The sequence below is a fragment of the Pseudomonas sp. S3_C06 genome, from assembly GCF_054667675.1.
This window is the reverse complement of record NZ_CP162747.1, coordinates 5,269,617-5,281,943: the sequence shown is the minus strand read 5'-3', so window position 1 is coordinate 5,281,943 and position 12,327 is coordinate 5,269,617. Positions and strand designations below refer to the sequence as shown.

Below are 12,327 nucleotides of genomic sequence, written 5' to 3'. Positions count from 1 at the left end.
CGCACGGCCGCCGTTGTGCACAGTATGGGCCACTATTGGGCCAACTCCGGCTGCGGCTTTCGTATATAGGGCAGCAACTCGGCGTGAGCAGGAGTGGACTCATTCATGTCGACCTGCTGTTTGGCGCCGAGGTAATGCTGGCTGAACACGTCGAAATAGGCGTCCAGCGCAGAGGCGGCGTCGCTGTCACCGGCCAGTTCCAGACACAACGCGGCGACTTCGGCAGTGCACAAGTGCTCGCTGCGGGTCGAACGACGCAAGCGGTAGCGCGAAAGTTTGTCGGGTAACAGACTCAAGATCGGCAAGCGATCGAAATACGGGCTCTTGCGGAAAATCTTCCGCGCTTCGGTCCAGGTCGCATCGAGCAAAATGAACAGCGGACGTTTGCTGCTATCGATCGCGACGGTGTTGGTCACGCGCGATGGCTCGACGTATTCGCCAGGAAACACCAGGTATGGCTGCCACTGCGGATCGTTGAGCAGCGCCAGCATCTGCAGATCGGGCTCGGTGCGCGACCAGATAAACGCATGGTTATCGCGCACGACATCGGCAATCAGCCAACCGGTGTTGCTCGGTTTGAACACTTCCTTGCCGGTCATGATCAGACACACGCCCGAACGCGTTTCGACACTCGGCCGCCAGGCGCACAGGCAATGGCTGATGATCACCCGGCAGTCGCGGCAACGCTCAGAGCGAAAGCCACGGGCCTGAATCGGCTTGATGCCTTCATCTTCACGCTGGTCACGCAGACGAGCGACGGCGTTGGGGGCATGATTCATCGCGGATAACGCCGAAAAGCAGGAAAACTCGACACGAACAACACTCGGCAGGGCAATAAAGGCCGGCAGTTTACCAGAGCGACGGGCACAAGCCTGTACCCTCCCGACCGGCTCCCCTATAATTCGCCGCCACTGAACGCACAGTCACGTGGCTGGTCGAACCACCAGTCACTGAACCAGGAGAGTTTCATGCTGCGCCTTATCGTTCCCACCGCTGCCATTCTGCTGGCGTCGTCCTTCACCGCTCAGGCTGCCTCCCTGAGTGAGCAGAATCTGAACCGCGAGCTGCGCAACGTCGCCGCCCAGAGCAGCGTCGGCACGCCACGCGCCATCAGTGAAGACATTCTTGATCAGGGCTTCACCGTTGAAGGCACGCAGTTGATCAACCACCTGAGCGTGCAGAAGAGCCACGCCGACAAGATGCGCGCTGATCCTAAAGCCGTGTATTTCCAGTTGGGCGCTTCGGTGTGCAACAACCCGTCGTTTCGCAAGCTGATGGCCAAGGGCGCGATCATGCGTTACGACTTCACGGAAGTGAAAACCAACAAAGCGATCGGCTCCGCCAGCTACCAGGAATCGGATTGCCCGAAAGCCGGGCCGGCGAAGAAGAAGTAATCATCGAGAATTGGCGCGCCGCTGTTCATCCTCGGCGCGCAGTTCGGCCAGCAAGGCCTGTAAATAGTGCGAACGGCGCTCGCCGCCCGCCAACCGCCGGCAGCACTCTTCTTCGAGACTGAGATGATTGGTCTCGGCTGATGCCTTCAACATTCGATACAGCTGCGTATCGATCTCCAGAATCACTCTGGCCATGTGCCCCGCCTCCTTGCCACCCGCAAATCCTTGAATCGCGTGCACCTTGCGTACGTTTGTTGACGCAAAGCTGTCGTACGGCGCCTGTGAGTTAGTTAATCAGAGGGATTGCCGCTCGGCGCACGTTCGGACGAGCGGTGACGGAACGGGCGGAAAATCAATAAACGGTTGCCAGCCAAAACCTTGCAGCGCAATGATCAAGTCAGCGCGATTGCGCGCAAGGGTCTAGATTCAGAGTATTCCCGATCACTTTTCAACGGCAGGAAAGGAACTGTCGATCGTGTGTTTTTTGCAGCGCGGCACTGACGCCGCTCGTCAGGGCCAACCGCTCTGTGCAGAAGGAGACGTTGAATGCCTTATCAACCGAATGACCTCTTGAGTCGTCATTTTCAGGAAAGCGGCCCCGACCTCATCAGTAAGGTCGAAGAACAACTCAACCGTGTTTCCCCCAACAGCCCGAACATTCCGATCTACCGCGACATGATTCTGACCGTGCTGCGCATGGCTCAGGAAGACCACAACCGCTGGAACGCCAAGATCACCCTGCAAGCCCTGCGCGAACTGGAGCAGGCATTCCGGGTGCTGGAACAATTCAAGGGCCGACGTAAAGTCACGGTGTTCGGCTCGGCGCGGACACCAGTCGAACATCCTCTATATGCCATGGCCCGTGAACTCGGCGCGGCGTTGACCCGCTCGGGGATGATGGTCATCACTGGCGCCGGGGGCGGCATCATGGCCGCCGCCCATGAAGGTGCCGGCCGCGATCATAGCCTCGGCTTCAACATCACCCTGCCCTTCGAACAACATGCCAACCCCACTGTCGATGGCACCGGTAATCTGCTGCCTTTCCATTTTTTCTTCACGCGCAAGCTGTTCTTCGTCAAAGAGGCTGACGCACTGGTGTTGTGCCCCGGCGGTTTCGGCACGTTAGATGAAGCATTGGAAGTGCTGACTTTGATCCAGACCGGCAAAAGTCCATTGGTGCCGGTGGTGCTGCTGGATGCGCCGGGCGGCACATTCTGGCAAGGCGCGATGGACTTCATCCGCCAGCAATTGGAGGCCAACCACTACATCCTGCCTACCGACATGAAACTGATGCGACTGGTTTACACCGTCGAAGAGGCGGTGGATCAGATCAACCAGTTCTACAGCAACTTCCACTCCAGCCGTTGGCTCAAGCGGCAATTCGTGATCCGCATGCATCACAAGCTCAGCGATCAAGCGCTGGAACATATGCAAGATGCCTTCGCGGATTTGTGCCTGAGCGACCAGTTTCATCAACACGCCTACAGCGGTGAGGAGCAGGATGAAGCGCAGTACAGCCATCTGGTGCGACTGGCCTTTGCCTTCAATGCCCGCACTCATGGGCGTCTGAGGGAGTTGATCGACTACATCAATCTGCCGGAAAACTGGGCTCATTCAAAACCGCAAACAGCGCAACGTTCGCGCGAACCCTCCAAGGTAATATGAGGGCAAAAAAAACGGCCCGCTATTTTCATAGCGGGCCGTTTTTATTGAAGCAGTTTAATCGTCCATCCCTCGACCGCTGAACAAGCGGTTGATCATCTCCATCGAGAACCCCCGATAGGCCAGGAACCGACCTTGCTTGGCCCGTTCCTTCGCATCAATCGGTAAATGTCCGGAGAACTTACGCCGCCAGGTGTCCTGAAGTTGTTCCTGCCAACTGATACCGCTTTCGCGCAGGGCGAGTTCGATATCGGCACGTTGCAAACCGCGCTGGCTCAGCTCTTCGCGAATCCGCAGAGGGCCGTAGCCGGAACGGGCACGGTAGGAAACAAAGCTTTCAAGGTAACGGGCTTCGGAAAGCAGCCCCTCTTCCGTTAAACGGTCGAGGGCTGTATCGATCATCTCCGCCTCAGCGCCGCGCTGACGCAGTTTGCGCGTCAGCTCGACTCGACCGTGCTCGCGGCGTGCGAGCAGGTCCATGGCGGTTCGCCGCACAGCGACGAGGGTATCGAGTACGGCGGTGGTCATCGCTGCAATCAGATATCAGCGTCGGCCAGGTCGTCTTCAGTCTCTTTGACTGCAGAAGCCTTGGAGTCGATCACCGCAGGAGTCAGTAGCTTGTCACGCAGTTGTTTCTCGAGCTTCGCGGCGACTTCCGGGTTGTCTGCCAGGAACTTGGCCGAGTTGGCCTTGCCCTGACCGATCTTGGTGCCTTCGTAAGCGTACCAGGCGCCGGACTTCTCGACGAAACCGTGCAGCACCCCCAGGTCGATCATCTCGCCGTTGAGGTAGATGCCTTTGCCGTAAAGAATCTGGAACTCGGCCTGACGGAACGGCGAAGCGACCTTGTTCTTCACAACCTTGACGCGGGTTTCGCTGCCGACCACTTCGTCGCCTTCCTTCACCGCGCCGGTACGGCGGATGTCGAGACGAACCGAGGCGTAGAACTTCAGCGCGTTACCACCGGTGGTGGTTTCCGGGCTGCCGAACATCACGCCGATCTTCATGCGGATCTGGTTGATGAAGATTACCAGGCAGTTGGCGTTCTTGATGTTACCGGTGATTTTACGCAGCGCCTGGGACATCAGACGGGCTTGCAGGCCCACGTGCATGTCACCCATTTCGCCTTCGATTTCAGCCTTCGGTACCAGTGCCGCCACGGAGTCGACGATGATCACGTCAACGGCGTTGGAGCGCACCAGCATGTCGGTGATTTCCAGCGCCTGTTCGCCGGTGTCCGGCTGGGAAACCAGCAGGTCGTCGACGTTGACGCCCAGCTTGCCGGCGTACTCAGGGTCGAGGGCGTGTTCGGCGTCGACGAATGCGCAGGTCGCGCCGGCTTTCTGGGCCTGGGCGATCACGGACAGCGTCAGTGTGGTTTTACCGGAAGATTCCGGACCGTAGATTTCAACGATACGGCCTTTTGGCAGGCCGCCAATGCCGAGCGCGATGTCCAGACCCAGAGAGCCAGTCGAGATAGCCGGGATCGCCTGACGGTCCTGATCGCCCATACGCATTACGGCACCCTTGCCGAATTGACGTTCGATCTGACCCAGGGCCGCAGCCAAGGCTTTCTTCTTGTTGTCGTCCATTAAAGTCCTCACGTAATCAATAAGGCCTGACGGCCAACACCTGTATAAGTAGCCAGTATTATTCCACAGCGTTCGCGGATCGCCTACCCCTGATTTTCGATTTCTCGTGCCGCTAGTCGCAGGAGCCCCTCTAGCGCGGCCTTCACCGTTTGTCGGCGGACATCATCGCGGTTACCGGGAAAGTGCTGAACTTCACTGGTGACCGTTTCGCCAACACCCCACGCCAGCCATACAGTGCCGACCGGTTTGTTCGGTGAACCACCGTCCGGCCCGGCCACACCGCTGACAGCCACGGCAAATCGCGCCAGGCTTTTGTCCTGGGCACCACGCACCATCGCCTCGACCACCTCGCGACTGACCGCGCCCACCGTTTCGAACAACTCGGCCGGCACATTCAGTTGCTGGGTTTTCTGCCGGTTGGAATACGTCACATAGCCCGCCTCGAACCACGCCGAACTGCCGGGAATCCGTGTGATGGCTTCGGCAATCCCGCCACCGGTACACGACTCAGCGGTGGTGACGTGGGCATTGAGCAGTTGCAGACGTCGGCCCAGTTCGGCGGCCAGTTGAGTGATCTCTTTCACGGAATGCTCCGGATCGTGTGGAATGCCTCCACCGTACACGAGCCGGTTGCGCTTTCAATACACAGACTCATTCAAAATGTTCAGGCGCCAGCGCTCTGACATAGGCCTGGCATGCCTGCAAGGCAATCAGTCCACGGTCGCCGGTGTCGGTGATGGCGATAATTCGTTGAGCATGCGCCGGGTCAAGTCGGGCGCGTACGGCTGCATGATCCACGCCGCCGGGGCCGGCGGTGGCTGGCATGTTGCAGCCTGGGGCAACGTCGCTGGCGTCGAGAAGGACTGACAGGCGCACATCAGCAGTGGCAAGACGATCGCGCAGGCGATCCTGATCACGTTGGGCATCGCTCAGCGCTCGGTAGTGGGTTTGTTCACTGGCGGCGAGTCGTTGCTCCAGCGCCAGGCGTTTATCCTGCTCAGCCTGTTGCGCTGAGGCAGCAGCAACATTCTGTTGATTGAGGACTTCGGCGTTTAACCGTGCCTGCTCCGCCAATTGCCGGCCGTAGCGCCAGTCCTGAAACTGCCAGGCCGCGGCAAAAGCACCAGCGGCCAGCATCAGGATGCCGATCATTCGCCAAGGGATTGGCATAGCACCGCCCTCGCCCGCGCCCAGATTTCCAGGCGGTCCTGCAACCCGTTCAACCCGCCGTTGATGCGCCGGGTGATGCTGTTGAACTGATCGCGATCGGCCAGTTCATTCAAGCCGTTCTGCTCCCAGAACCATGCCGCGGACTCGGCCGCCCATTGCGGTTGCTCGAGCAGCTCGGGCAACGACAGCAGACGCTCATCGCCGAACAGACCGAGGCTGCACTGGCGATAATTTGAACGGCCAGTAATCTGGATCAACCCGCGCCCTCGGTATTTTTGCCCGTCGCCATCGGCCTCCGGTGTATTGCCCAAACGCAAGGCCAACGTACCGGTGTCGTATTTGCTCAGGTATTGGTTGTTGCCCAGTTCGCGCACATAGCGCAACTGCCCCGACTCATGGCCGACTTGTGCAAGGAACGCAGCAATACGTTTGGGCGAGTCGATATGGCGGCGAGCCATGGCACTGTTGAGCGCAGAAACAAAAACGCCCGCTTGGGAGCGGGCGTTGGGCATGATGTCGATAAGGTTGTCTTCAGTTATTTGCATAATGCTTGATCCTCCCTGGATATTGCCTCCGATTGAATCACGATTGACGACCAACACCTGTGAACCATTTTCTTGCCAGAGTTTTCAGTGAGTTGTCCGGCGCAAGTTCTTCGGGGGATGTGAACATCCAACCGAGTGTGCCGAAATTGGCAGTCCAGTCGATTTGCGGTGCCGGAGTGATTTCTGTGATGTCGACCCAGAGCAGATCCGGATGAAACATTTCGGCCATGTTTCCGTTGGTCGAGAACAGTTCGACCACGGTGTTGTGGGTGATGCGTGCGTAGGTTTTCATCAGGCGTACTCGTAGATGATCACGGCGCCTGAAGCACCTGTGCCACCTGGTCTGCCAGGTTGATTGGGGGCGTTGGCGACTCCTCCCGCACCGGAACCGAAACCGGAACCTGGTGCGGCCAGAGAGCCTGCTGCGCTGTTGCCAAAACCGCCTCCACCCAACGGCGAGCTGCCACCGTGCCCAGCAAGGGTCGAGCCGTTGACAGATATCCCGGGGGCGCCTGCATTTCCCGCGCTATTGACGATGTTGCCTCCACTGGCCGTCTGACCGGGATAGCCTCCGGTATAAAGCCCCATGCCCTGATTCGCGACAAATCCAATCCACGGCGACCCTCCACCACCGGCAGCAGAAACCAGCGAACCGAAAGAACTGGTACCACCACCTCCGGCATTCGCCGCTGCCAGTCCCGCACTTCCGCCAGCCCCCACCGTGACGATCTGACGAGAACCAATCGTGTCGGAAGACAGCCATGCTTCAGCATAACTTCCGGATGCGCCGCCACCCACGGTTGCATACTGGGAGGTTGTGGTCGCACCGACTCCCGCACTTCCGCCACCGCCGGCCACCACCTTGACCAGAACATGCTTCATCCCGGTTGTCGGCTCATAGGTACCGGATGCGGTAAACGTCTTCACTCCCAACAACCGGCCGCTTACAGCATTACCGCCGCTGGCATACACCAGCACCCAACTGTCCAGTGCAGCGCTGTACATCACCGAACACAGGCTGCTGGCGACAATCTCCTCTGGCCGCAACGCACTCAGCCCAAGGCTCAATAACGGCTTGGGCAGCAAGCCATTCGGCGCGAATGTGCTCGCTCCAGTGTTGGCATTACCAGCAGTAAAGCGCAGCGCCAGACCGTCCTTCAACGTACTGATGGCCGGCACGTAGTTGGCCATGTACAGATTGGCGGCGCCGATATCGATTGCATGCTTGTCTTCACCGGCCTGACTGATTTTTTTCAGCGCCTGCAACAGCTGCGTCGCATCGGTTTCATTGGGTTCAAGACCCGCAGATCTGACGACGTTCAACAATTCATCGGTGACAACGTTACCCCAGGTCGCCGGGATCAACGATCCGGGCAATCCCGCGACGGCGTCTTCATTGACGAATTTGCCATTCACCAGCCCGACGCTGGGAACGCTTTTTGGATAGTCCACGTTAGTTCCTCAACTGGCTGTCCGAAGCAAGCCTTCCAGCCAGTCAGGCTCAACTGGTCGGGAAAGTAAATTCGGGAAGTCCGGATCAATCGGCCAATCACGCAGTGCCTGCCGATACGCCAATAGTTGTTTGAATTCCTCGGAGCGCAAAGTCGTACCCTCGCCCACTTCCAGTTCTTCGGCATCACGAAACACCAGCCACTGGGTGTTTTGCAGAACGCGGTTGCGCCATGCGCGCTCGTGGCTGGCAAGCGTTTCAGGAGAAACGACGGGGTCGGTCAAAACGGGCTGACCACTGGCACTGGCGCTGATGATTTTGCCGCTCGCCTGGCCGGCAAACAGTTCGGAGTATTGCGCCTGGGTGATTTCCACCGCCCCTTCAGGCAGTTCGGGAAGTGCGCTTTCGACCCGGTCAAAACCGAGGCTTTGCGCATAGAAATAAATAGTCATGGTCAGTACCCCCAAACCAGAATGCGACCCGAAATGCCCGAATCAACCTTGACACTTGAAGCCTGGACACTTCGGACCCGAGCCACCACTGTCGTTGTCGTGGAGTTCGCGCCGTCAAATGCCCAAACGGTGACGTTGGAGCTCCCCCAACCTGCCGGATAGCCTTCATTGGCAACACCTCCGAGGACAGCATTGGGAAACCTGATCGGCAACGACACCGTCATGTTGCCATTCGCATCGGAGCCCCCCGTTACCCACTGCAGGATCAAACCGCTGGGAAACTTTTGATATCCCGCTGTGGCGAACTGTGCGGCGTAATTGACGGAGTACTTGAGCGCAGCGGTGCCATACACCACCCACACTCCAGACTCTCTGACAAAGTTCGCACTCTCACCATTGTTCAAAACAATCGACGCCAGATAAGCCCCTTGCGGGCTGATCTGCGCACCGGTTTTACTGGCCACCGTGACGGGCGCACTGTTACGGCAATGCAGGCTGATCGTGGCGCCGCTCGGCACCGCAGCAGCATCCGGAAGCGTCACGGTATACGTCGCGTTGCCGCCCAGGCCAATAGAGCAGCCGACATCGGCCGGGGTCAGTTGCGTGGCCGCATATATACCGCGAGCACTGGCATAACTGCCTAGCGCCCGTTGCACAAACTCGGACGTTGCTGCCGAGCGTCCACCATCAAACTGCGGGGCCGTCATGAACAATGCCGGACTGCGCAACGCCGCCAGCAACTGATTGTTCGACGATTCGTTCGGCGCCATGCCCGCCGCCTGAACAACGTTGAGAATTTCTTGCGTGACGCTGTTGCCCCATGTCGCCGGGATCAGCGAACCGGGTTTTCCGGCAATGGGGTCCTCATCGACAAACTGGCCGTTGACCAGTCCGACACTGGGCACACTCTTGGGATAGTCCAATGTTCATCTCCTTGATTGAAATACAGTGGGCGCGCAGGCCTTAGCCAATCGCGCTGGCCAGCCAAAGCGGCACTGACGGCCGGGAAACCACTCCCGGAAAATGGCTGGAATCAGGCCAGTCGCGCAGCGCTTGTCGGTACTCGAGCAGTTCCAGGTATTGCGCAGCCTTGAGCAAGGTTCCACGCCCCAGTTCCTGCTCATCGCGATGGCGAGTGACCAGCCATTCGGTCGCTGAAAGGGATGCCTGACGCCAGCTACGTTCCGCTGCCGCAGGCGTTTGATCTGCAGCAACCGGCGCCAGGAGGATCACCGGACTTTGCTGCGCGGGCAGTGGGTCGGCAGCTGTCGGCAACTCACTGATCGGCGCGCCGATTTCGACCGCCTGACCATCCGGAACTCGCACCATCGACGCCACAAAAGACGGCGCAAACAGTTGGCTGATTGCGTAGTCACCGGTGTCGATCCGCTCGACGACCACGCCATTCTCGATCCGTGCATAAACGGCCATTACTCGTACTCCCAGATTTCACAGAAGGCGTGGCCGCCGGCGCCGCTGACGACTGAAGCGGACGCATTGACCGAACAGGATCCGCTGCCACCGGAGCCTCGCCCGCCGGAGATGCCATTTCCATTGACGCCTACACGTGTGCCACCACCGTCAAACGGGCTGGCAGCCCCAGCGCCGGAAACGACACCCCAATTGAAGTTGTACATCGCGAACTCACCAGGGCTGCCACGAGCGTTGGCAAGACCACCACCCGTGACGATTTGACCGCCAGCACCGCCCATGACGAAACCGACCGTCGTTGCTGTCACCGGGAATGAAAGGATTTGCCCGCCTGCACCGCCAGCGGCGCTCATATAGGTGCCGAAGGAAGCACCGCCCCCGGTCATCCCGGTCGTATTGACTGCAGCGCCGCCCGCCCCCAAAGACACAGGCACGCCAGCCAGCATTTGCGCGGTCACGTCGTAGAGACTCTCCGCATAGGCGCCGGAACCACCGCCACCACCAATACGGTGATTATTGGCGGGGACAGGTTCACAGCCACCACCGGAACCACCCGCGCCGACCAAGCGCACACGTATGCGTTTCGCTCGGGGATGGGGTTTGTAAAGCGTGATACCGACGGATTCGAACTGCCTGACTGCCAGCAACCGCCCCACCGCATCGGTGATGCCATAACCGGCCAACGTGGTTGGGGTATTTTTCAGTTTGCTGAAGTCGACCAGTGCACCGATTGCGCTGGCCAGCTGATCGGTTCTGGCTTCATCCGGTGTCAATCCGGCGGCCTTGATCGCGTTGAGAATTTCCTGCGTGACACTGTTGCCCCACGCCGCCGGAATCAACGATCCCGGTGTTCCGGCGAGCGGGTTTTCATCGACGAAGCCGCCGTTGACCAGTCCCACGCCGGGGATAGTTTTTGGATAATCCATTGCACTGCTTCCTGTGCTGAAATCAGTTGGCTACGGTTGCGCCGGGTGCGACCGGCCAGGTAATTTCATCGGGGAAACCGGCCTGTTTTTCGATGCGGTTCAGCTCGACGCTGTAGAGCTTCCACTCGATCAGCAGCAGTTGTTCGTCATGGCTGGCATCGCCAATGTCTTCGGCGTATTGCAGGGGTGCGATGCGCAGTACGGCATCGCGTAGCAGTACGTCGCGCTGATCGAGGCATTGCTGTCTTACGCTCACCAAGCGAGCCTGCTCATCCTGTACCCAGGCGTTGTCGCGCCAGACATGGAACTCCCCTGGCCACGGCTGTGCGGTCAGGGTGTCTGGCAACTCTCCCAGCTCGGTCCATATTTGCCTGACTCCATCGTTTTTGCGGTAAACCACACCGCGCCGGTCTGTCAGCTCTCGAGGAACATTGTTAACCAGTGCCCATACTCGCCCGCTTTCGGGCGATGGCAGCTCGAATGAAAGTTGAACGGCATTACTCGGCAGCTGAACACCAAGACCGGGGGTGACATCAAACTCGACAGGGCCGGTCAAACAGCCCAGATGATCAATCAGATAATTAAACATGAGCACCTCAGACAAGTTTGATTCGACCCGGATAAGCAATATTTCGAGGACGCGTGATACCGCCGTGGTTCAGCAGTTCTGAATCGGCGATTGGCGTAATCGGCGCAGCAGGTGTGATGTATTTGACGGTGGCGCCGGCGTAATCGGCGTAGTTGCCCATATCGAAACCCAGCTGGGCTTTCTGGGAAATGATGTTTGTCGCAAACAAAATATTGTCGGCGACGCCGTTGTCCCCCTGAACCAACGAGCCTTTTTGCCAGGATCCCGCCGCACGACCGGTATCGACCAAACCGCCTTCGGCCAGGACGCGCAAGAATTCACCACGGGCTTCTGGCAGGCGAAAAGTCGTGGCGCCGTCTCCAGGCGTCCACGCACCGCCACGATCCGCCTCGGAACGCAACATGCCCGACTGCTGCGCGTGGTCCCAGAGCCACGGCCATTCCGAGCGATTCAGTACGGAACCATTCAATGCGGCATAGCCACCGGGCAGCACAGCCAGAGTGGTCTCGAAGGCTACGCACCCGAGTGACGAACCGTCCAGACGACCGATCGGCCACCAATTACCCGCTGTGTCACTGCGCAAGTGCCACCAGTCACCGGCTCCCATCAATACGAGAAACGGATAACCCGAAGCATTCAGGTGGGTGTGAAACTTGATCGCATCGCCGCTTGCACTTCTCACGACCAAGCGGTTACCGCTGTTATCGACACGCCGCATAATGACGTCACGCACCCCAAGGCTGGTATTGGCTGGAGGCAAACTGACGGTCAAGGCGCTGGCCCCGGCATCGATCAGAACCAAGCCCAACTCATCGGTGGTCAATGACCTGGACGCTCCAACCCGAGTAATCACCGAACGCATCGGGCTGGCGTTGCCGACAATCGACTGAATCGCCTTGAACAACTGAGTGGTGTCCGCCTCTGAGGCCACCAACCCACCCCCTGTAATCACACTCAGAATTTCCTGAGTCACACTGTTGCCCCACACCGCCGGAATCAACGACCCCGGCGTACCCGCCACCGGGTTTTCATCGACGAAGCGGCCATCGACCAGACCGACGCTGGGGACGCTTTTTGGATAATCCATAATTGGTTTTCCTATACCTGGAACATTGA

At 58.9% G+C, this 12,327-nt stretch carries 17 protein-coding genes; 2 read left to right on the top strand and 15 right to left on the bottom strand.

Features of this window, described 5'->3' with window-relative positions:
- Positions 1–32 precede the first annotated feature (32 nt).
- A complete protein-coding gene (locus tag AB4N44_RS23450; protein WP_150749412.1) occupies positions 33–779 on the bottom strand; it encodes a tRNA-uridine aminocarboxypropyltransferase in 747 nt (248 codons plus the stop codon).
- A 189-nt stretch (positions 780–968) separates the two neighbouring features.
- Between AB4N44_RS23450 and AB4N44_RS23445 the strand changes: the two genes are divergently transcribed.
- Positions 969–1,394: a PA3611 family quorum-sensing-regulated virulence factor gene (locus AB4N44_RS23445; protein ID WP_008077172.1), complete on the top strand. Its 426-nt coding sequence runs from the start codon at positions 969–971 to the stop codon at positions 1,392–1,394.
- Here AB4N44_RS23445 and AB4N44_RS23440 read toward each other — a convergent pair whose 3' ends face one another.
- Positions 1,395–1,589: a hypothetical protein gene (locus AB4N44_RS23440; RefSeq protein ID WP_034154934.1), complete on the bottom strand. Its 195-nt coding sequence runs from the start codon at positions 1,587–1,589 to the stop codon at positions 1,395–1,397.
- Positions 1,590–1,940: 351 nt separating this feature from the next.
- On the opposite strand from AB4N44_RS23440, the gene AB4N44_RS23435 reads away from it, so the two are divergent.
- Entirely contained in the window at positions 1,941–3,059 is a 1,119-nt protein-coding gene (locus tag AB4N44_RS23435; protein WP_460107303.1) for an LOG family protein, read from the top strand.
- Between the two features lie 54 nt (positions 3,060–3,113).
- Here AB4N44_RS23435 and recX read toward each other — a convergent pair whose 3' ends face one another.
- From recX to AB4N44_RS23370, 13 genes are all read right to left on the bottom strand, one after another.
- Positions 3,114–3,584, bottom strand: a complete 471-nt coding sequence (gene recX / locus AB4N44_RS23430) for a recombination regulator RecX (RefSeq protein WP_460107305.1) — start codon at positions 3,582–3,584, stop codon at positions 3,114–3,116.
- A gap of 8 nt (positions 3,585–3,592) precedes the next feature.
- Complete coding sequence (gene recA / locus AB4N44_RS23425) at positions 3,593–4,648, bottom strand: recombinase RecA (RefSeq protein WP_127926070.1); 1,056 nt, start codon at positions 4,646–4,648, stop codon at positions 3,593–3,595.
- An 83-nt stretch (positions 4,649–4,731) separates the two neighbouring features.
- The gene (locus AB4N44_RS23420) at positions 4,732–5,232 is read right to left on the bottom strand and encodes a CinA family protein (protein WP_127926069.1); all 501 of its coding nucleotides are present in this window, start codon (positions 5,230–5,232) and stop codon (positions 4,732–4,734) included.
- A 67-nt stretch (positions 5,233–5,299) separates the two neighbouring features.
- Positions 5,300–5,818, bottom strand: coding sequence for a lysis system i-spanin subunit Rz (locus tag AB4N44_RS23415; protein WP_127926068.1), 519 nt, complete (start codon positions 5,816–5,818; stop codon positions 5,300–5,302).
- Positions 5,797–6,363, bottom strand: coding sequence for a glycoside hydrolase family 19 protein (locus tag AB4N44_RS23410; protein WP_460107308.1), 567 nt, complete (start codon positions 6,361–6,363; stop codon positions 5,797–5,799). Before AB4N44_RS23410 ends, AB4N44_RS23415 begins: the two co-directional genes overlap by 22 nt.
- A 37-nt stretch (positions 6,364–6,400) precedes the next feature.
- A complete protein-coding gene (locus tag AB4N44_RS23405) occupies positions 6,401–6,655 on the bottom strand; it encodes a hypothetical protein (protein ID WP_150749416.1) in 255 nt (84 codons plus the stop codon).
- Positions 6,655–7,815: a glycine-rich domain-containing protein gene (locus AB4N44_RS23400; RefSeq protein ID WP_460107310.1), complete on the bottom strand. Its 1,161-nt coding sequence runs from the start codon at positions 7,813–7,815 to the stop codon at positions 6,655–6,657. The genes AB4N44_RS23405 and AB4N44_RS23400 overlap by 1 nt, the downstream gene beginning before the upstream one ends.
- A gap of 9 nt (positions 7,816–7,824) precedes the next feature.
- Complete coding sequence (locus AB4N44_RS23395; protein WP_127926064.1) at positions 7,825–8,265, bottom strand: phage tail assembly chaperone; 441 nt, start codon at positions 8,263–8,265, stop codon at positions 7,825–7,827.
- 2 nt (positions 8,266–8,267) lie between these two features.
- Positions 8,268–9,188: a gp53-like domain-containing protein gene (locus AB4N44_RS23390; RefSeq protein ID WP_460107313.1), complete on the bottom strand. Its 921-nt coding sequence runs from the start codon at positions 9,186–9,188 to the stop codon at positions 8,268–8,270.
- 40 nt (positions 9,189–9,228) lie between these two features.
- The gene (locus AB4N44_RS23385; protein WP_127926062.1) at positions 9,229–9,696 is read right to left on the bottom strand and encodes a phage tail assembly chaperone; all 468 of its coding nucleotides are present in this window, start codon (positions 9,694–9,696) and stop codon (positions 9,229–9,231) included.
- Entirely contained in the window at positions 9,696–10,622 is a 927-nt protein-coding gene (locus AB4N44_RS23380; protein WP_127926061.1) for a glycine-rich domain-containing protein, read from the bottom strand. The genes AB4N44_RS23385 and AB4N44_RS23380 overlap by 1 nt, the downstream gene beginning before the upstream one ends.
- Positions 10,623–10,644: 22 nt before the next feature.
- Positions 10,645–11,211 (bottom strand): tail fiber assembly protein, encoded by a 567-nt coding sequence (locus AB4N44_RS23375; protein ID WP_150749419.1) that lies wholly within the window; start codon positions 11,209–11,211, stop codon positions 10,645–10,647.
- Positions 11,212–11,218: 7 nt separating this feature from the next.
- Positions 11,219–12,298 (bottom strand): phage tail protein, encoded by a 1,080-nt coding sequence (locus tag AB4N44_RS23370; RefSeq protein WP_150749420.1) that lies wholly within the window; start codon positions 12,296–12,298, stop codon positions 11,219–11,221.
- Positions 12,299–12,327: the final 29 nt, after the last annotated feature.